The organism is Agrobacterium genomosp. 13 str. CFBP 6927, assembly GCA_900012615.1.
GTDB lineage: Bacteria > Pseudomonadota > Alphaproteobacteria > Rhizobiales > Rhizobiaceae > Agrobacterium.
Map to the genome: position 1 here is coordinate 2887652 of LT009756.1, position 19681 is coordinate 2907332.

Here is a 19681-nt window from a genome sequence, read left to right on the forward strand (position 1 = left end):
GTCGCGGGTATGAAACCGGATATCAAGATTTGCGGATTGAAGACACCGGAAGCGCTCGAGCGCGCCGTCAGGCGTGGTGCGTCCCATGTCGGTTTTATTTTTTTGAAAAAAGTCCGCGCAACATCGAGCCCGATATTGCCGGCAGGCTGGCGGAAGGTGCCCGTGGTGCCGCAAAGGTGGTTGCCGTCACCGTCAATGCCGATAATGATTATCTCGATGAAATCGTCGATCTCGTAAAGCCGGACATCCTGCAGCTGCATGGCAGTGAAAGCCCGGAACGGCTGCTGAACATCAAGGCGCTGTACGGCCTGCCTGTCATGAAGGCGATTTCCATTCGCGATGCCGCTGATCTTGCCAAAATCGACCCCTATATTGGAATAGCCGACCGTTTTCTGCTGGATGCCAAGGCGCCCGCCGGTTCCGCGCTTCCGGGCGGCAACGGCGTCTCCTTCGACTGGACCATCCTGCGATCACTTGACGGAGGTGTGGATTACATGCTTTCCGGGGGATTGAACAAGGACAATGTCGCTGAGGCGCTGGCGGAGACCAGGGCAAGCGGACTAGATTTATCGTCCGGTGTGGAAAGCGCGCCGGGCGTCAAGGATCTGTCCATGATCGACGCATTTTTCGATGTGGTGAATGATTGGTCGAAAGGCCCAAAGGGAGCTTGAAGTGAACGACGCGCCAACACCCAATTCTTTTCGCGCTGGTCCCGATGAGGACGGCCGTTTCGGCATTTACGGAGGTCGCTTCGTTGCCGAAACGCTGATGCCGCTCATTCTGGATTTGCAGGCGGAATGGGACAAGGCCAAGACCGATCCCGCGTTTCAGGCGGAACTCAAGCATCTCGGCGCGCACTATACGGGTCGTCCGAGCCCGCTTTATTTTGCGGAACGCCTGACGGCGGAACTTGGCGGCGCGAAGATCTATTTCAAGCGCGAAGAGCTGAACCACACTGGCTCGCACAAGATCAACAATTGCCTTGGCCAGATCCTGCTTGCCAAGCGCATGGGCAAGACCCGCATCATTGCCGAAACCGGTGCCGGCCAGCACGGTGTTGCCTCCGCTACCGTCGCTGCACGCTTTGGCCTGCCCTGCGTCGTTTATATGGGCGCGACGGACGTTGCCCGTCAGGCCCCGAATGTGTTCCGCATGAAGCTTCTCGGTGCCGAAGTGAAGCCGGTCACGGCCGGCCACGGCACCCTGAAGGATGCCATGAACGAGGCCCTGCGCGACTGGGTCACCAATGTCGAGGATACCTATTACCTGATCGGCACCGCGGCCGGCCCGCATCCCTATCCGGAAATGGTCCGCGATTTCCAGGCCGTCATCGGCGAGGAAGCCAAGGCGCAGATGCTGGAGGCGGAAGGCCGCCTGCCGGATCTGGTCGTCGCGGCTGTCGGCGGTGGCTCTAACGCCATCGGTATCTTCCATCCTTTCCTCGATGACAAGAATGTCCGCATCGTCGGCGTCGAAGCCGGCGGCAAGGGTCTTTCGGGTGATGAGCATTGCGCTTCCATCACCGCCGGTTCGCCGGGCGTGCTGCATGGCAACCGCACCTATCTGCTGCAGGATGAGGACGGTCAGATCAAGGAAGGTCATTCCATCTCCGCCGGCCTCGATTATCCCGGCATCGGCCCTGAACATTCCTGGCTGAACGATATCGGCCGCGTGGAATACGTACCGATCATGGACCATGAGGCGCTGGACGCCTTCCAGATGCTGACCCGCCTTGAAGGCATCATTCCGGCTCTGGAGCCGAGCCACGCCTTGGCGGAAGTCATCAAGCGCGCACCGAAGATGGGCAAGGATGAAATCATCCTGATGAACCTCTCCGGTCGCGGCGACAAGGATGTCCACACCGTCAGCAAGTTCCTTGGAATGGATGTATAAGATCATGACTGCACGTATGGACAAGCGCTTTTCCGATCTGCGCGCTGAAAATCGCCCGGCCCTGATTACCTATTTCATGGGCGGCGACCCGGATTTTGAAACCTCGCTCGGCATCATGAAGGCCCTGCCGGAAGCCGGTGCCGACGTCATCGAACTCGGCATGCCCTTTTCCGACCCGATGGCGGATGGCCCGGCCATTCAGCTGGCCGGCCAGCGCGCGCTGAAGGGCGGCCAGACGCTCAAGACGACGCTCGATCTTGCTCGCGAGTTCCGCAAGGGAGATGACGCGACGCCGATCGTGATGATGGGCTATTACAATCCCATCTATATCTACGGCGTCGAAAAATTTCTGGACGACGCAATCGCGGCCGGCATCGATGGCCTGATCGTTGTCGATCTGCCGCCGGAAATGGACGATGAACTCTGCATCCCCGCACTTGCGCGCGGCATAAACTTCATCCGTCTCGCCACGCCGACGACGGATGGCAAGCGCCTGCCTGCCGTCCTTAAAAATACCTCAGGTTTCGTTTATTACGTCTCGATGAACGGTATTACCGGTTCAGCGCTTCCCGATCCCTCGTTGATCTCGGGCGCTGTCGGTCGTATCAAGGCGCATACGGAACTGCCGGTCTGTGTCGGTTTCGGTGTCAAGACGGCCGATCATGCCAAGGCGATCGGCGCCGTGGCGGATGGCGTGGTGGTTGGTTCCGCCATCGTCAACCAGATTGCGGGCAGCCTGACCAAAGACGGGCAGGCGACCGCCGATACCGTACCGGCCGTTACAACGCTGGTAAAAGGACTTTCAACGGGCGTGCGTGCATCGCGCCTTGCCGCTGCGGAATAAGCGCGCGGCCCAGTCAGGAGTAGACAGTTGAACTGGATCACCAATTACGTACGGCCCCGGATCAATTCCATGCTTGGCCGCCGTCCGGAGGTTCCCGAGAACCTGTGGATCAAGTGCCCGGAAACGGGCGAGATGGTCTTCCATAAGGACCTCGAGGACAACAAGTGGGTCATTCCGGCTTCCGGTTACCACATGAAGATGCCTGCAAAGGCGCGTCTCGTCGATCTGTTCGATGGCGGCGTCTATGAAGCTCTGCCGCAGCCCAAGGTGGCGCAGGATCCGCTGAAGTTCCGCGATTCCAAGAAATACACCGATCGCCTGCGCGACAGCCGCACGAAGACCGAGCAGGAAGATACGATCCTTGCCGGCGTCGGCCTGCTGAAAGGCCTGAAGATCGTTGCCGTCGTGCATGAATTCCAGTTCATGGGCGGCTCTCTCGGCATCGCGGCAGGCGAAGCCATCGTCAAGGCATTTGAGCGCGCCATTTCCGAGCGTTGCCCGCTCGTGATGTTCCCGGCCTCCGGCGGCGCCCGCATGCAGGAAGGCATTCTGTCATTGATGCAGCTGCCGCGCACCACCGTTGCGGTGAACATGCTCAAGGAAGCGGGAATGCCTTACATCGTGGTTCTGACGAACCCGACGACGGGTGGTGTCACGGCCTCCTATGCCATGCTGGGTGACGTGCATATCGCCGAGCCAGGCGCCGAAATCTGCTTTGCCGGCAAGCGCGTGATCGAGCAGACCATCCGCGAAAAGTTGCCGGAAGGCTTCCAGACCTCGGAATACCTGCTGGAGCACGGCATGGTCGACATGGTGATCGATCGCCGCGAAATTCCCGATACGCTCGCCAGCCTTCTCAAGATCATGACGAAGGCGCCTGCGGCGGAAGCAAACGCGGTCGTTCCGCTTGCGGCTTCGGCCTGATAAAAATATCTCCCCCGAAGGCGACAAATCGCTTTGGGGGGATGTTATACGTTGCATGATTTCATCTCGAATGCGGCGGACAAAATGGCCAAGACAACGCCTGAAAGGCGGACAGAAGACATGACGAAGCCCGCAATCGGCGAGGCCGAAAAGATCATCGAAGAGCTGATGCAGCTTCACCCCAAGGGCTTTGATCTTTCTCTGGATAGAATTTCCCGTCTTCTCGAAAAACTCGGCAATCCCCACAAAAGGCTGCCGCCGGTCATTCATGTCGCAGGCACCAACGGTAAGGGTTCGGTTACGGCCTTCTGCCGCGCATTGCTGGAGGCCGCAGGCCTTTCCGTCCACGTTCACACCTCCCCGCATCTCGTCAACTGGCATGAACGCTATCGCATCGGCGTTTCCGGCGAAAAAGGCCGTTATGTCGACGATGCCGTCTTTGCGGACGCGTTGCGCCGCATCGAAGCCGCCAATGGCGGCCAGATGATAACGGTTTTCGAAATCCTGACGGCTGCCATGTTCGTGCTCTTTGCGGAGCAGCCAGCCGATGCGGCCGTTGTCGAGGTCGGCCTGGGTGGTCGCTTCGATGCAACGAATGTGATCAATAATCCCGCCGTGTCGGTTATCATGCCGATCTCGCTGGATCATCAGGCCTATCTCGGTGACCGTGTGGAGCTGATTGCTGCCGAAAAGGCCGGCATCATGAAGTCGGGTTCTCCCGTCGTCATTGGCCACCAGGAATACGACGCGGCGCTGGAAACTCTGGTTGCCACGGCGGAGCGGCTCGGTTGCCCGGTCTCGGTCTACGGGCAGGATTTTTCCGCCCATGAAGAATTCGGCCGCATGGTCTATCAGGATGAGTTCGGCCTGACCGATGCGCCGCTGCCGCGGCTTCCCGGCCGCCACCAGCTTGCCAATGCCGCCGCCGCGATCCGTGCCGTCAAGGCTGCCGGTTTTGAAGTGACGGAACGGATGATCGAAAAGGCCATGACCTCGGTGGAATGGCCCGGCCGTCTTCAGCGTGTCCTGACCGGGAAGATCGCCGAAATGGCACCGAAGGATGCGGAAATCTGGATTGATGGCGGCCACAACCCGGGCGCCGGCGAAGTCATTGCCGAAGCCATGGCAGGGTTTGAAGACAAGACATCACGCCCGCTCTTCATCATTGCGGGCATGATCAACACCAAGGATCCAGTGGGCTATTTCAAGGCTTTCGCCGATATCGCCGAATATGTCTTCACAGTGCCGATCGGCGGCACCGATGCGGCCATCGACCCGGTCGTACTCGCCCACGCCGCCTTCGACGCGGGCCTGGTGGCCGCGCCTACATCGTCCCTTACCGAAGCGCTGGATGAATTGTCACGCCGCTTCGATCCCGAAGGCCCGGCACCGCGCATTCTGATCGGCGGTTCGCTTTATCTTGCCGGAAATGCGCTTGCCCTGAACGGCACGGTTCCCCAATAAAAAAGCCCGGCAAATATGCCGGGCTTTTTTCATTCCATAGAAATTGCTTATGCGGCGCCGGAAATCCAGGCGGAAAGCGCTGTCTTGGGAGCAGCACCAACCTTGATATCGGCCACTTCGCCGCCCTTGAACATGGCGAGCGTCGGGATGGAGCGAACGCCGAATTTGGCGGCCAGTTCCGGGTTCTCGTCGATGTTGAGCTTTGCGACCTTGACCTTGCCGGCAAGCTCCGAAGAAATTTCTTCAAGGCTCGGGGCGATCATCTTGCAAGGGCCACACCATTCGGCCCAGAAATCCACCACAACGGGTTCGGCGGATTCGAGGACTTCGGACTGGAAGTTGGCGGCATCGACTTTTACGGTAGCCATATCTGGCTCTCCTTTCAGCTAAACTTTTCCGCTATGATGTGATGCGGGCGCGGCGAAATTTCAATGCCCCGGTATCTCACTTTGTCTTTATTGCGGCAAGGGCCTGCTTCATGGCATCGTCATCAACCGTCACAAAAGCAGCATTTTCCGTGTAGATCAACGCGCAGACAAATTCCTTGCCGGGATAAAGCGGTGCGAGGATTTCGCGATAAATGGCAAGCTGCGCCGTGTGGGAAAAGGGTATTTCGCGCGCCTCGCGCGGCGGGACGCGGTTGGTCTTGTAATCGACCAGAATGACCCGGTCGCCATCCACCGCCAGACGGTCGATACGGCCGGAAACGGCATAATGCTGCCTGCCGATCGTCATGGTTCCCATGATGGCAACTTCAGCGCGACTATTCGGCGAAAACGCCGGTTGCACCGCCGGTTCGGACATGACCCGCAAAACAGCCCGTATCAGGTGCTCGCGCTCCTTGGCCGGCCAGAAACGGGCCGCCCGTTCCGCATAACGGCGGGCTGCCTCTTCCCGTTCACTCTCGGCAAAATCGGGAAGGGCCTGCAGCATGCGATGCACAAGCCGGCCGCGTTGCAGCGCCAGCGAGGAGACATCGGCCTTTTCGCCGAACAGCGGCGAACGCACGGCAAGGTCGTCGGCGCCATCATCGATGATTGTGCCCGCACCGGAAGGGCTGAGCGGCCTCGGCAGTGGGGGCAGGGCAGGCAAGGGGGCAAGAAGTCCCGCCGGAAGAGCGTATTCTTCTTGCCCTTGTGGTTCCGGCGCTCTTTGCGGGGCAGATGCCGGGCGAGCCTCGGATTTGCGCCAGACAAGCCCCTGCCATTCCTCGCCGTCCGCCATGAACTGTTGCGGCTGGCAATGATCCTGATTATCAGCCAGCGCCGCCTTCACGATGGCATGCCAGCATTCTGGATTTTCTTTCTGTCCGCGATAGCCGCAAATCACCAGATGGTCGGCAGCACGCGTCATCGCCACATAAAGCAGCCGGCGATATTCGTCTTCGGCGGCCGTCTTCAGGCGGTCCTCGTCGGCGCGGATGAGATGGTTGGAAAAGCCGCTGCCGGGTAGCCATACGGGGAAGGCGTCCCCATCCGCTTCGATGAAGCGCAGTTTGGGCACATGGCTGTGGTTGAAGGCTTTCGAACCGCCATCGACGACAAAAACCACCGGCGCTTCAAGACCCTTGGAAGCATGCACGGTCATGATGCGTACTTCGCCGCGATCCTTGTCCTGCTCGCGCTTCACTTCCGGCGAATCTGTTTCCAGAACGGAGAGGAAGGCCTGCAGGCCGGGCAAACCGGTTCTTTCATGATCGAGTGCAAAGGACAGGAACTCGTCCAGAACGTCGCTCGCCTCGTTGCCGAGCCGGCCGAGAAACTTCTTGCGCCCGTCGTGCAGCGTCAGAACCGCGGCGAAGAAGTCATGCACCGTCGCCGTTTTTGAAAGCGCGATGAAGTTCTCAAGCTTGTTGACGACGACCGAGAAGCGGCTGTTTTCCTCCTGAGAAAGCGTTTGCAGTCTCTGCCACACGCTCTCCTTCTCGGATCGCGTGGCGGAGATGTCGAACACGTCGTCTTCGGAAAGATTGAAAAGCGGGCTCTTCAACAGCGCAGCGAGGGAAAGATCGTCCTCGGGCAACACGACAAAACCACCAAGCGCCAGAAGATCCTGCACGGCGATATGGTCGGTCAGGCGGAGACGGTCGGCACCGGCAACGGGAATGTTCTTGCGTCGTTTCAGCTCACGGGTCAGTGCGTTGACGAAGGCGTGCCGTTTTCTGACCAGCACCAGAATGTCGCCCGGCTCGACGGCGCGTTCAACGCCTTTCTCAATGATGGTCTCGTTCCCGATCATCCCCGCGATGCGCGCCGCGATCCGACGGGCGACGATGGTGGCCGGCGCGCTTTCTCTCAACGCATCGAAGGGTGCAGTCCAGTCATCTTCATCCTCGGCGGTTTCCGGCGCCACCATATCCCAGACTTCCACGGTACCGGGATGGCCGGCGCGGTTGGAACGGTGTTCGACAGGCTCGTTATCGGCGCTGAGGCCGCTGGCATTCTTGGGGTCGGAGAAGACCTGATCGACGGCGGCCAGCACATCTTCCGTGGAACGGAAGGACAGTGGCAGACGGATGCGGTGAAACGCCTGCTCCACCGAATCGACGCGCCTTTTTGTCTCGTCGCGTTCCTGGGAGAACCGTTCCGGCCGGGCACCCTGAAACGAATAGATCGACTGCTTTTCGTCGCCGACGGCAAAAAGCGTGCGCCGGCCCATGCGGGCGCTCTCGCCGGAAAAGAAATCCGCCGCCAGCGACTGGATGATCGACCACTGCACCGGGCTGGTATCCTGTGCCTCATCCACGAGAATATGGTCGATACCCTGATCGAGCTTGTAATGCACCCAGGCGCCTGCCGTATCGCGGTTGAGGAGGTTGGCGGCGCGTTCGATCAGATCTTCGAAATCGAGCTGGCTTCGCTGCTTTTTCAAATCCTCGAAATCGCCGATCAACCGCTCGGCCAGAACAAGGGCACATTTTGTCGCCGCCAGCATCCGCACCAGACGATAGCGGTTGCGGCAGGCGGCGACATGGTCCCGCGCCAGCGTCAGCGCGTCGAGGAGATTAGGTGCCGATTTCTGCATGCCTTTGTTGATTACATAGGCATCGGATTTTTTCTCACCCTTGGCCGTCAACAGCGCGGCCTCGATAAATTCCATACGCCGCACGGGATCCGCCTGCCGTTTCGCTTCCCTGAGCGCATAAGCGACATCGATGACGCGCGATCCGCCCACTTCATCGGCAAGCGTCAGATAGGTATCGAGGGGAAGCCCCGAAAGACCGGGCAGGGGCCAGAACGCCGCCGCCGCCGTTTCCTCGGTTTCGTCCCGTTCGATCTGCATTGCCTGCCGCAATCGCGCATCGATGCTACCGAACCGACTTGCTTCAAGCAGAAAACTTCGAAGAGCGCTACGATTGGCGATGATGGCGGAGAGGAGCGATTCCAGTCCGCTTTCATCCGCAAGATCAAGCACATAGGCGAGCGATTGGGCGAGTTCCGTGTCACCCTCCGTCGAAACTGCCGTCAGAAGAGAGCGGCGTGCCTCAGCCAGCAGGGTGGTTGCGGCGCGGTCATCGAGAACGGAGAAGTGGCCGGCGACATTGGCTTCCAGCGGAAACTGATGCAGCAGCGCCTCGCAGAAAGCGTGGATCGTCTGGATTTTCAGCCCACCCGGCGTTTCCAGCGCCTTGGCAAACAGCCGGCGCGCTTCGGCAAGCTTGAGCCGATCCGGTGCCTTACCTTCGATGGCGGCGATGCGGTCCTTGAGATCACTATCCGGCAATGTCGCCCATTCCGCCAGACGGTCGAAGACGCGGCTCGACATTTCGGATGCGGCGGCCTTGGTATAGGTGAGGCACAGGATCGCAGAGGGTCGACATCCTGCCAGAAGCAGGCGGATGACGCGCTGGGTCAGCACATGGGTCTTGCCGGAGCCGGCATTGGCGGAAACCCAGGCGGAACTGGCCGGATCGGAGGCGAGCCGCTGCCGGTCGCTTGTCCAGTCAATCCAGCTTTGAGGCGTGTCCGTGGCGGGCCCGTGATCGACAGGATCAATCATCGTCGCCATCTCCCGGTTCCGCCGTAGACCATTCCGAAACGCGGGCGAGGTGGTCATATTCCCCGCCGTAGGACTGTTGCTCCTCCGGGACCAGCCGCGAGGCAAAACCATTCTCGCCCTCGCGTAGCGAACGCACGAATTTGGCCAGCTGGTCGATGGATTCGGTCGCCAGTTCGATTGCCGATTTCGGTGCTTTCTTGCTGCCCCGGCTGGAATGCTCGTTATTCACCTGGTCGGCAAAAAAACGCTCCCCGGGACGCAGGCGAACATAGATCAGGTTTTCCGGCGTTTGCGAACCGGCCTCGCGGAAGGCGCCGCGCATCAGTGCTGCCGCTTCCAGCGCAAGCTGCGGGTCGAGCAGCGCGCGTGCCTGATTGACCGAAGGCGCAAGCCCCGTTTTGTAGTCGATAATATCCGCCTGACCACCGGTCTTGATGTCGATGCGGTCGGCAATGCCGGTCAGCCTTATACCCGCCTCGGGGATTTCCTGTCCGGCACGCGCTTCGAAAAAGCTGTGGCGTATGGATGGATAACGTTCCTTCTCCCAGTCGATGAAGGCGCGAGCCACGGCCTCGAAACGCGGCCGCCAGATGACGTCGATATGCAGGGGAAGGTCCTGCGCATCGAAACTGTCATCCAGAATACGCTGCATGGCTTCAAGCGAGGCCGGCGTGCCGGGAATATGGCCCTCGCGGGAATAGCGCTCGATGATCGCATGGTAGAGCGTGCCACGGTCAGCAGCGTTAGGATCGCGGTTGAACGGGTGGAGAGGATCGAGCCGCAGGATACGCCGCGCATAAATTGCGTAAGGGTCGCGGCGCAGCCTGCCCACCTCGCTGAAGGAATAGCTTTTCGGCTGCAACTCGGCCGGCGGTTTCGGGGCGGGGCGCTTTGCCGCTTCCTGGTCGATGCTGGCATCCATCAGGGCCGCCCAATGGCGATAGGTCTCCCCGCGCTTCTTCAGCTGGCTGGCAAAATCCTCGCCGCCCAGCGCCAGAAGCCGTTGCAGCCAGCGAGAGGCGACGGCAGGTGTGGAACCCTGCCGCAGGGCGCGGGTGTAAAAAATCTGTCGGGTGCCGTTCGCCATCTCGAAATCATGCGCCAGCTGGCCGATGCGTCGTTCCGGCGGCTCCAGCCCGATGGCTGTCTTCATGTTGCGGGATAGAAACGGATTATTTGCCGTCTGGCCCGGCCAGAGCCCTTCGTTGAGACCGCCGATGACGATGGTATCGACACTCTGCAATCTTGCTTCAAGTGCGCCGAAAATGAAAATGCGTGGATGGCGCATGGATCGCGGCTTGATCGATTCTCCCGCCACGAGTGCCGCAAATATATCGACCCATTGCGGTCCGTCGGCATCGAGAACGTCGCCGCTTTCCATTAATTCGCCAAACAAGCTGGAAAGTTTGTCGCCGGCCTCGCCGGACCAGAGTGCGGCAAGATCGTTGTTGTCATCCGCGCAGATGGCTTCGATCACGCGGCCCGTCCGCGCCGCCCAATCGGAAAGTGGCAATTTATCCGTGAAGGACCGGCCTGACCGGTCGCGGCGGATGAATGTAGCGCCGAGCGGGTCTATCGAAAGAGTGATCCTGCGCGCCAGATCGCGCGCGGCATCCACGCTTCCGTCAGGCAGTGCGAGCCGCCATGCGGGTGGGTGCCGGTCATCGCGCTGCGCCGCCAGTTGCGCATCGACAACCGCTTCCAGATTGCCGATTTCGGTTTCGACGCGGCCTCCCCTGAGTGCGATCAACTCCAGCGCTTTTGACGCTTTCGTAAATGCCGCCTCTGAAAGCCCGAAGCGGCTGAGCGGATGTTTCAGGAGGGAAATGACCGGTACCGGGTCTCCAGGTCTGAGGATCGCTTCCAGCACCAATTGCGTCAGTCCCGCTTGTGGCGTGGCGGATAGTGGCGTGCCGGCGGAATCGTCCGCTTCAATGTCGAATCGCTGCAACTCGGTCGCCACGCGCCGCGCCAGTCCGCGATCCGGCGTTATCAGCGCTGCCTGAGAGGGGCGGCCAGCGCCCGGTGTTTCAAGCGCCAGTCTGAGCGCTACAGAGATTGCGGTTGCCTCTTCGCGTTCGTTGGCCGCCTCTATAAGGGTCGCTGCTCCAAAGGCATCGTCGAAAAAGCCGGGTTGCCTGTCCTCGCGCCAGCGGTTCCAGTCACTTGTGGATTTGGCCGGTGCGAGTGCGGCCGAAAACACCGCCGCGCGCCTTTCGAGATCACTGTCGATGGCTCCGATCTGAATGACGTCGTCACGCAGGATGCCGAGCTTTTGCAACAGCATGTAGAGCCCATATTGCGAGTGGGTGCGGCTCGAAGGATCGGTGGGGTCCTCGGCAATCGCTTCCCATTGTTCCTCCGGCATCGAAAGATCGAGACCGGGAAGCACGACGACGCCCTGGGGCAGGGAGGCGACGGAGGCGATGAGGTCTGCCGCGGCCGGAATGGAACCCGTGGAGCCAGCCACGATGATCGGTCCGGTATCCGGCAAATTGGCAAGCCGGTTCGCTTCCGCCCTCAATATGCCGTTGCGATGCCGGCCTGCGGAAGAACGGTTGAGTTCGGCAAGGCGGGCTGGCCAGAAAATACTGGCGATCTTCAGGAAATCCGCGGTCAGCTGCCACCATTGGGCGTGATCACCGGTATCGAGATGCTGAAGAGCCTCCCATTCCTTTTCTTCCGTATCCATCGCATCGATCACTTCGCCAAGCGCGCGCGCCAGCCATATGGCGTCAGCGGGGCTGGCGGGTGCAACGAGCGGCGAATCCGAATGGATCGCCCGGATGGCATCCGGCAGGCTGTTGCGCCATGCCAGAATGAGGCGCGCCAGCTCGATGAGCCGGCCGGTGCCGGAAATAGGCGGCGCCAGATCCATGATTTCAGGGTTTTCGATCTCAAAGAAGCCGCTGTCGTCATCCGTTTCGCCGAGCGGCCGGATCAGCGGCAGAATGGCGGAGCGGCCACCCAGGAGATCGACGAATTCCGAGCGCAGCACGCGGGCGGAGCGCCGCGTCGGCACATAGATGGTCACCTTGGCGAGTGAGAGCGGATCGGCCGGGTCGTATTTATAGCCTGATGTCAGTGTCCCGTCACACAGCGTTTCCGCGAGCGTCTTGAGGAACGGTGTTCCCGCAGCGATCGTCAGGACGCGCTTTTCATGGTGGGAGAGCGTCATGCAGAGCGTTTTTCCCTGAATTGCCGGATGATGTTTTCGGCATCGTCAATCGCATCAGGCGTGCCGACGGTGATCCAGTGGCCGTCCAGCGAAAGCCCGAAAAGCCGGTCTTTTTCGATGGCACGGTCGAAATAGATATTGAGGTTGAAGGCGTCCGCCGGCGCATCATCGAGCAGACGTGAATCCATGGCGATGGCGCCGGCATAAACCACGGGGTTCGGGTCACCGTCGCGATATCGCGCCAACGTCGCGTTACTGGAGAGATTGAAATCCCTCTTGCCGTTATGCCCTGTGGTGCGGTCCATGTCGACGCAGAGCAGGGCCATATCCATGCGTGCGGGACTGAAGAATTGCCCGAGCTTGCGCAGATTGCTGACGGCGTTCCGCTGTTCACCAATCCAGAAAAGATCGGCATTCATAACTAAAACTGGACCGGGCTCCAGGAGCTTGAGACCCTTGGCAAGCCCACCACCGGAATTCATCAGCTGCAAGCGCTCGTCGGAAATAAGGATTTCTGCGTCGGTGCGGTTTTCGAGATGGGCAATCATCAGTTCAGCGTGGTGATGCACGTTGACGACGATCCTTTCCGCCCCGGCTTCGACAAGGGCGTCGAGTGCGTAGTCGATCATCGGCTTGCCGGCAATCTTGACGAGCGGCTTCGGAATTGTATCCGTAATCGGGCGCATCCGCGTGCCGAGCCCTGCGGCCAACACCATCGCATTCTTGATCGTCATCGTGGTCAACCGTTTTTCAGTCTTTAAAATTCCATGCCCATACGGACGCACCAGTCTCTGAGCGGCGCAAGTTCGGGATGCGAAAGCGCCGTAGCGAGATAGCGAAGCGTCCTCGGCATATGTTTCATATAACCGGGTTTTCCATCGCGTTCCAACAGCCTTACCCAGATGCCGGCCAGCTTGCAGTTGCGCTGCGCCGACATGATGGCGAAAGCCTTGAGAAAGGACGCCTCATCGAAAGACGGCTCGGTTCGCCTATTGTCGAGATAGCGCGAAAGCAGGCGTGCCTGCAGCTCGGGCGAAATGGTGACCCGCGCATCCTGCACGATGGAGGCGAGATCGTAGGCCGTCGGCCCGATCATCGCATCCTGAAAATCGATCAGGCCGACCTGTCGGACGCCGGAATTCTGCTGTTGCCAGAGAATGTTCGGCGAATGAAAATCGCGCAGCAGAAGCCCCGTTTCGCACCCGCCAAGCGCATCGATCAACTCGTCCCACAGGGCGTAATAATCGCTCTTCTCGCCATCGGACAGTGGTTTGCCGCGCTTGTGGGGCAGATACCATTCTACCAGCAGAGAGACTTCGATCTTCATCGCCTGCCGGTCGAAGGGAGGAACCTCGTAGGTGCTGCCGTCACCCAACTGCAGCACGTCAGGCTGCGGAGATTGATGAAGGGCGGCGAGGCAGGCGACGCTTTGCAGATAACGTTCCTCTATCGGCGCTCCGTCCGGCGCAAGCACGCCATCCCGCCCAAGGTCTTCCAGAAGGAGAATACCCTGATTGATATCCGCCGCCAGAATCTCTGGCGCGCAAAAGCCGCTGTTTCGCAGATAATTGCCGATCGCGACGAAAGAACCTGCATCCTGAGCAAGATGGGCGATTTCCGCATAGGTCTTACCGCCCGCAATGATCGCCCCTTTCAAGGGACGTCGCCAATCCATCAGGATGAGGTCCGGACCGTCGGTGGAAATGGTCTCATAGGCGCGTGTAGACGCATCGCCGCTCAGAAAACGGCGGGCCGCATCGCCTTTGCCGTTTTTAGCCAGGAATTCGCGAATGGCGAAAACACGCTCGAGCCGCGCTTTGAGTTTTGCCGGGGCCTCGATGACGGCCAGACGGCCTTCACCCGAATGTGTGAGTGTGAGTGTGATGGTCTGCTCTGGCGGCAGAACCTCGGCGGCGATATCCGGCCATTCGATCAGGCAGATGCCGTCCTCCAGCATCTCGTCGATGCCAAGCTCGTCCAGTTCCGAAACATCCGAAAGCCGGTAAAGATCGAGATGAGCGACAGGAATACGAGCGGAATAGGTCTGGATGATCGTGAAGGTGGGGCTTGGAGCCTCGAGATAGGGCTCATCCGCCATTGCCCGGATGAAGGCGCGGGCGAGAGTGGATTTGCCGGCACCCAAATCGCCGATGAGCGCGAGGCAATCACCGGCCTTCAAAGCCAGAGCGAGGTCCTCACCCAACCGGATGGTATCTTTTTCTCCCTCAAGGGAAATGGTGATCGGCAAGATGTCTTCGCTCATTCTGCAGCGATGGAATGCGGGCGTGTGCCGGAAGGGATGCGGCAGATGACGGTGGTGCCGTTGCCCGGCCGGCTGTCGATGCTGACGGTGCCGTGATGGAGGCTGACGAAGCTTTCCACGATGGAAAGGCCAAGCCCTGCGCCGGTCCGCCGCCCGCCATTACCGCGCGTCTCGAAGCGGTCGAATACGCTCTTCAGCATGTCTTCCGGAATGCCCGGCCCCTTGTCCGCCACCGAGAACAGGAAGTCACCTTCACTACGCTGGCAGGAAAGCTGAACGGCGGAGCCTTCCGGCGCGAAGTTGATCGCATTGGTCAGGAGCTTGATGAGAATCTGCTTCAGGCGCTGATGATCGGCCACCAGACTGCCAAGATGGGCAGGGGCGATGATCTCGAGCGAAATGCCGCTCTCCTGCAGCCGGTCGGCAATCTGCACCGAAACGTCTTCAAGCAATTCGTTCAGATCGTTTTCCGAATAATTCAGCTGCATGATGCCGGCATCGACAGTCGCGAGATCGAGAATATCGTTGACGATGGTGAGCAGAACCGAGGATGAGGTGGAAATATGGTCGAGATATTCCGCCTGCCGTTCCGTCAATTGTCCGAGACCCGGCGTTTTCAGGAGGTCGGTGAAACCGATGATGTTGGTTAGCGGCGAGCGCAATTCGTAGGAGACATGTTGCACGAAATCGTTCTTCAGCTCGTCGGCCTTGAGCAGCGCGTCGTTCTTTTCCTTGAGTGCCCGCTCGGCCCGCACGCTGTCAGTCATGTTGACGAAGGTCAGCATGGTCTGCGCATCCGGCAGCGGGATGATTGCGAAGTCGAGCACGAGACCGGAGAGCAGCTCCAGCGTACCCTGTTTGGACGGACGTTCATCGTCGAAGCTGGTGATGAACTGGCTGAAGGCGCGCCAGCCGTCCGGCCTGTCATAGGATGGCGTGCAGGCCGTCTCAATGGCGCGGATATGCGTGCCAGTCTCAGCCTGTTCCGCAGTCACGCCCCAGAGTGCCCGGAACGCCGGATTGGAAAGGCGAATGCGGCCATCCGCGCCGAACACGGCGACACCTTCTGCCAGATGGTCGATGGTTTCGCCCTGCACCTTTACCAGCGTGTTGTAACGCATCTGCAGATCGACCTGCTCGGTCAGGTTTTCGAATACCCAAGTTGCACCACCCTGCGGATGGGCGGTCGCGATGACCCGCAAGGTCTGGCCGTTAGGCAGATGCCAGAGATCGGTCTTGGTATCGAGTGAGCGGTAGACGGAGAGCGCCGTCTCCTTCCAGTTCTTCCAGTTCAGCTGCTCTGGCAATTTGCCGGCGGTCCGCAACCTGTCCAGGAGCTCGGAATTATCAGGCCCGGATTCGAGGAAAACCAGATCGAAACCCCACAGGGTGGCGAAAGCCTGGTTGTAGAATTGCAGCCGCTGCCGGCCGTCGAAAATGGCGACGGGCGTTGCCAGATGGTCGAGCGTTTCGGCGTGGCTTTTCAGAACCCGCTTGAGTTCTTCGCCGATCGTCTCCGCTTCGGTGGCATCAATGGCGATGCCGGCCGAACCGCCCGCCGTCTTGATATCGACGACATCGAAGAAGGTTCGGTTTCCGGAAACTACTGTCGAAATACGGTCATGATAGGGTGATTCCGGCGTCGCAGCCGCGCGTATCTTCTGCCGGGTGACAGTGTTCAGAAGCTCGCGTTTCTCGTGAACGGCCTGTTCGGCGTCGCGCGCATCCACGGCCTGCGCATAGGCGTGGTTGACCCAGGTAAGGTCGCCTTCGCCATTACGCCGCCAGACGGGCTGTTCGATCGAATCCAGAAGTTCCTGAAACGTGGAGACAGAGGCAATCAGGCGCTCGCGTTCCACCTGCAATTCGGCAAGCTCAGCACGCAGATTGTTAAGCGCGATGAAACGCGCAAAGGCGTTACCGCCGGAAACCCGGCCTTGAACTTCAACGACCTCGCCGCGCTGCGTCTCAATGGTCAGATCGAAACTCTGCGCATGGCTGCGCAACTTTTCCAGCGATTTTTCAAGCTGGCTTGCCGATGAGGGTTTCAGCCAGCGCCCGAAGGCCAGAAAATCATGGTCGGCCTGCGGTGCGCCCGTTTCCACGGGCAATTGCCCGAGAAATTCGGGACGCTTGTCAGCGCCGTCCCAGATGACGATGCGTCGGCTTTTGTCAGAAATCAGCGCTTCGTATTTCGCGATCTTGTGGTGGGACTGGGCAAGTGCCTGACGGTATTCGCTGCTTTCCGCCTCTATATTGCCGCGCTGGCGCACCAGCCAGACGACGGAGAACAGCGTTGCCGAAAGCATGCCGACAAAGAGCGAATAGGTGATGGTTTCCCCGGACGAAAACAGCCGTGCACCCGTCTTGGCTACAATGCCGTCCTGCGCCAGTGCCGCACTTGCCGAGCCAGCCAGAACCGTACCCGACATCAGGACGGGAAGCCATGAAAAGCCTGTCCGAACCGCACTGACGACCCGCTGGCAACGCGCAAGAGCCGCGCTCAATGCCACGCCAGCATGCGTGTTTTCAACGCGTTGAACTGTCTGCTCGCGCAGATCCGAATTGTGAACCGTCATCCCCGGTCTGTCTCCGTCCTATGTGCCGCATCTTCGACAAGACATCCCATTTCGTCCCCGCCGCCCTTTGGCGTGTCCGAATCAAGTCTGATGACAATACCGCCTTCATAAATCTGCGGAAAGGGAGCGCGCAAAAAAGATGCCGCGCGCTTTGTCAAGCGCGCGGCATCTAGATATTGTGTAATTTCAGTGGATATTAACTATGAAATTAATATCTGTAGTGTTCCGCCTTGAACGGACCCTGCTTGGAGATGCCGATATAATCTGCCTGCAGGTCGGTCAGTTCCGTCAGGCGCACGCCGAGCTTCTCGAGATGAAGGCGTGCGACCTTCTCGTCGAGGTGCTTCGGCAGCACATAAACTTCGTTCTTGTATTCGCCCTGCTTGGTGAAGAGCTCGATCTGGCCCAGCACCTGGTTGGTGAAGGACGCAGACATGACGAAGGACGGGTGACCGGTGGCGTTGCCGAGGTTCAGCAGGCGGCCTTCGGAAAGAAGAATGATGCGGTTGCCCTTCGGGAACTCGATCATGTCGACCTGCGGCTTGATGTTCGTCCACTTCAGGTTACGCAGCGATGCGACCTGAATCTCGTTGTCGAAGTGGCCGATATTGCCGACGATCGCCATGTCCTTCATCTCGCGCATATGCTCGATGCGGATGACGTCCTTGTTGCCGGTGGTGGTGATGAAGATATCCGCCGACGAAATGACGTCTTCCAGGCGAACGACTTCAAAACCGTCCATGGCGGCCTGCAATGCGCAGATCGGATCGATTTCGGTGACCTTCACGCGGGCACCGGCGCCCTGCAGCGATGCTGCCGAACCCTTGCCCACATCGCCGTATCCGCAGACCACGGCGACCTTGCCGGCCATCATCACGTCGGTTGCGCGGCGAATGCCGTCGACGAGCGATTCCTTGCAGCCGTATTTGTTGTCGAACTTCGACTTGGTGACGCTGTCATTGACGTTGATGGCAGGGAAGGGCAGCAGGCCCTTCTTGCTAAGGTCGTAAAGACGATGAACGCCGGTCGTCGTTTCTTCGGTAACACCCTTCAGCGCATCACGCTGCTTGGTGAACCAGCCGGGCGAAGCCTTCAGGCGCTTGTTGATCTGCGCGAAGAGGATCTCTTCTTCTTCGGAGCCGGGATTGGAAAGAACGTCCTCACCGGCTTCGGCGCGTGCACCGAGCAGGATGTACATGGTGGCGTCGCCGCCATCATCGAGGATCATGTTGGAGAGACCGCCATCGGTCCACTGGAAAATCTTGTCGGTATATTCCCAATATTCCGTCAGGCTTTCACCCTTGACGGCGAAGACCGGAATGCCGGCTGCTGCAATGGCCGCTGCCGCATGGTCTTGCGTCGAGAAAATGTTGCAGGACGCCCAGCGGATATCCGCTCCGAGTTCCTTGAGCGTCTCAATCAGAACGCCGGTCTGGATCGTCATGTGAAGAGAACCGGTGATGCGTGCACCCTTCAGGGGCTTGCTCTCGCCGAATTCCTTGCGGCAGGACATCAGGCCAGGCATTTCGGTTTCGGCGATGTCCAGTTCCTTGCGGCCGAATGCGGCAAGGTTGATATCGGCGACGATGTAGTCCTTCTCAAGGCTCATGAGGTTCTCCAGATCAGAAATGCCGCGCCTGTCAGCCCGGCTTTTAAACGTAGCAGGGGTTTAGCAGGCCACAAACGATCTGGCAATGATGATATAAAGAAGTCTTTATGTCTTTATATGGGGGATAGGTTAGGCTTCTTCGCCGAAGCGGTCGGCGACAAGTGCCTCGAGTGCGGCAAGCGCTTCTTCCGCCTGGTTGCCGCTTGCCTCGACATAGACGCTGCAGCCGGGGCTGGCCGCCAGCATCATGAGACCCATGATGGAGGTGCCGCCAACGGTCATGCCATCCTTGGAAACCGTAATCGTCGCGTCGAACCCCTCGACCATCTGCACGAACTTCGCGGATGCCCGGGCGTGGAGACCGCGTTTGTTGATGATCGGTAATTCCCGGGAGAATGGCGACATGGGCTGACTTCTCACTTGCCGCTCAAAACGCGGCTGGCGACGTTGATATATTTGCGGCCGGCGTCAGATGCATCCTGGAGCGCCTTGTCCATGTTGTCTTCGCTGCGAACGCCGGCGAGCTTTATCAGCATGGGAAGATTGACGCCGGCGATGACTTCGACATTGCCGTTATTCATGACGGAAATCGCGAGATTGGAGGGCGTGCCGCCGAACATATCCGTCAGGATAATGACGCCATTGCCATCATTGGCGCGTGTGACGGCGTCGATGATATCCTGCCGGCGCTGATCCATGTCGTCTTCGGGACCGATACAGACCGTCTCGATCAATTTCTGGGGACCGACGACATGCTCCAACGCATGGCGAAACTCCTCAGCCAGCTTGCCATGGGTGACAAGCACTAGTCCGATCATGAAATGCTCCCTTGCACACGCACTCTCATTGCCGACTATCGCAACGCGGCAATCCTGTCCATCGGTGGGATTTCATCTTGATGAGGAAAATGCGAATCGCAAGCCTAAAA

The 19681-nt window shown here is 59.5% G+C and carries 13 protein-coding genes and 1 pseudogene; 5 read left to right on the forward strand and 9 right to left on the reverse strand.

Annotated features, from left to right (window positions below; all coding sequences use genetic code 11):
* The first annotated feature begins 9 nt into the window (after window positions 1-9).
* The 5 genes and pseudogenes from AGR13A_RS14205 (at window position 10) to AGR13A_RS14225 (ending at window position 5125) form a co-directional block, all read left to right on the forward strand.
* Window positions 10-671: pseudogene (locus tag AGR13A_RS14205) on the forward strand (phosphoribosylanthranilate isomerase).
* A gap of 1 nt (window position 672) precedes the next feature.
* The gene (gene trpB, locus AGR13A_RS14210) at window positions 673-1893 is read left to right on the forward strand and encodes a tryptophan synthase subunit beta (RefSeq protein ID WP_003521170.1); all 1221 of its coding nucleotides are present in this window, start codon (window positions 673-675) and stop codon (window positions 1891-1893) included.
* 4 nt (window positions 1894-1897) lie between these two features.
* Entirely contained in the window at window positions 1898-2737 is an 840-nt protein-coding gene (trpA, locus tag AGR13A_RS14215) for a tryptophan synthase subunit alpha (RefSeq protein ID WP_035222143.1), read from the forward strand.
* A 27-nt stretch (window positions 2738-2764) separates the two neighbouring features.
* Window positions 2765-3661, forward strand: coding sequence for an acetyl-CoA carboxylase, carboxyltransferase subunit beta (gene accD / locus AGR13A_RS14220; protein WP_035221996.1), 897 nt, complete (start codon window positions 2765-2767; stop codon window positions 3659-3661).
* 84 nt (window positions 3662-3745) lie between these two features.
* On the forward strand, window positions 3746-5125 hold the full coding sequence (locus AGR13A_RS14225) for a bifunctional folylpolyglutamate synthase/dihydrofolate synthase (RefSeq protein ID WP_374701179.1): 1380 nt from the start codon (window positions 3746-3748) through the stop codon (window positions 5123-5125).
* A 47-nt stretch (window positions 5126-5172) separates the two neighbouring features.
* On the opposite strand, the gene trxA is transcribed toward AGR13A_RS14225, so the two are convergent.
* The 9 genes from trxA to AGR13A_RS14275 all read right to left on the reverse strand — a co-directional run bounded on the left by trxA (window position 5173) and on the right by AGR13A_RS14275 (window position 19571).
* Window positions 5173-5493: a thioredoxin gene (trxA, locus tag AGR13A_RS14230; protein ID WP_003492832.1), complete on the reverse strand. Its 321-nt coding sequence runs from the start codon at window positions 5491-5493 to the stop codon at window positions 5173-5175.
* Between the two features lie 76 nt (window positions 5494-5569).
* Window positions 5570-9124, reverse strand: coding sequence for a double-strand break repair helicase AddA (gene addA, locus AGR13A_RS14235; RefSeq protein WP_080836356.1), 3555 nt, complete (start codon window positions 9122-9124; stop codon window positions 5570-5572).
* Window positions 9117-12302, reverse strand: a complete 3186-nt coding sequence (addB, locus tag AGR13A_RS14240; RefSeq protein ID WP_080836357.1) for a double-strand break repair protein AddB — start codon at window positions 12300-12302, stop codon at window positions 9117-9119. Before addB ends, addA begins: the two co-directional genes overlap by 8 nt.
* Window positions 12299-13036, reverse strand: coding sequence for a nucleotidyltransferase family protein (locus tag AGR13A_RS14245; RefSeq protein WP_080836359.1), 738 nt, complete (start codon window positions 13034-13036; stop codon window positions 12299-12301). Before AGR13A_RS14245 ends, addB begins: the two co-directional genes overlap by 4 nt.
* A 23-nt stretch (window positions 13037-13059) precedes the next feature.
* Window positions 13060-14565 (reverse strand): tRNA (adenosine(37)-N6)-threonylcarbamoyltransferase complex ATPase subunit type 1 TsaE, encoded by a 1506-nt coding sequence (gene tsaE, locus AGR13A_RS14250; protein WP_080836360.1) that lies wholly within the window; start codon window positions 14563-14565, stop codon window positions 13060-13062.
* A complete protein-coding gene (locus tag AGR13A_RS14255) occupies window positions 14562-17144 on the reverse strand; it encodes a sensor histidine kinase (protein ID WP_080836362.1) in 2583 nt (860 codons plus the stop codon). The genes tsaE and AGR13A_RS14255 overlap by 4 nt, the downstream gene beginning before the upstream one ends.
* Before the next feature lie 208 nt (window positions 17145-17352).
* Window positions 17353-18753 (reverse strand): adenosylhomocysteinase, encoded by a 1401-nt coding sequence (ahcY, locus tag AGR13A_RS14265; RefSeq protein ID WP_035222009.1) that lies wholly within the window; start codon window positions 18751-18753, stop codon window positions 17353-17355.
* A 129-nt stretch (window positions 18754-18882) separates the two neighbouring features.
* The gene (locus AGR13A_RS14270; protein ID WP_003492846.1) at window positions 18883-19158 is read right to left on the reverse strand and encodes an HPr family phosphocarrier protein; all 276 of its coding nucleotides are present in this window, start codon (window positions 19156-19158) and stop codon (window positions 18883-18885) included.
* A gap of 11 nt (window positions 19159-19169) precedes the next feature.
* Window positions 19170-19571 (reverse strand): PTS sugar transporter subunit IIA, encoded by a 402-nt coding sequence (locus AGR13A_RS14275; protein ID WP_035222011.1) that lies wholly within the window; start codon window positions 19569-19571, stop codon window positions 19170-19172.
* Window positions 19572-19681 lie beyond the last annotated feature (110 nt).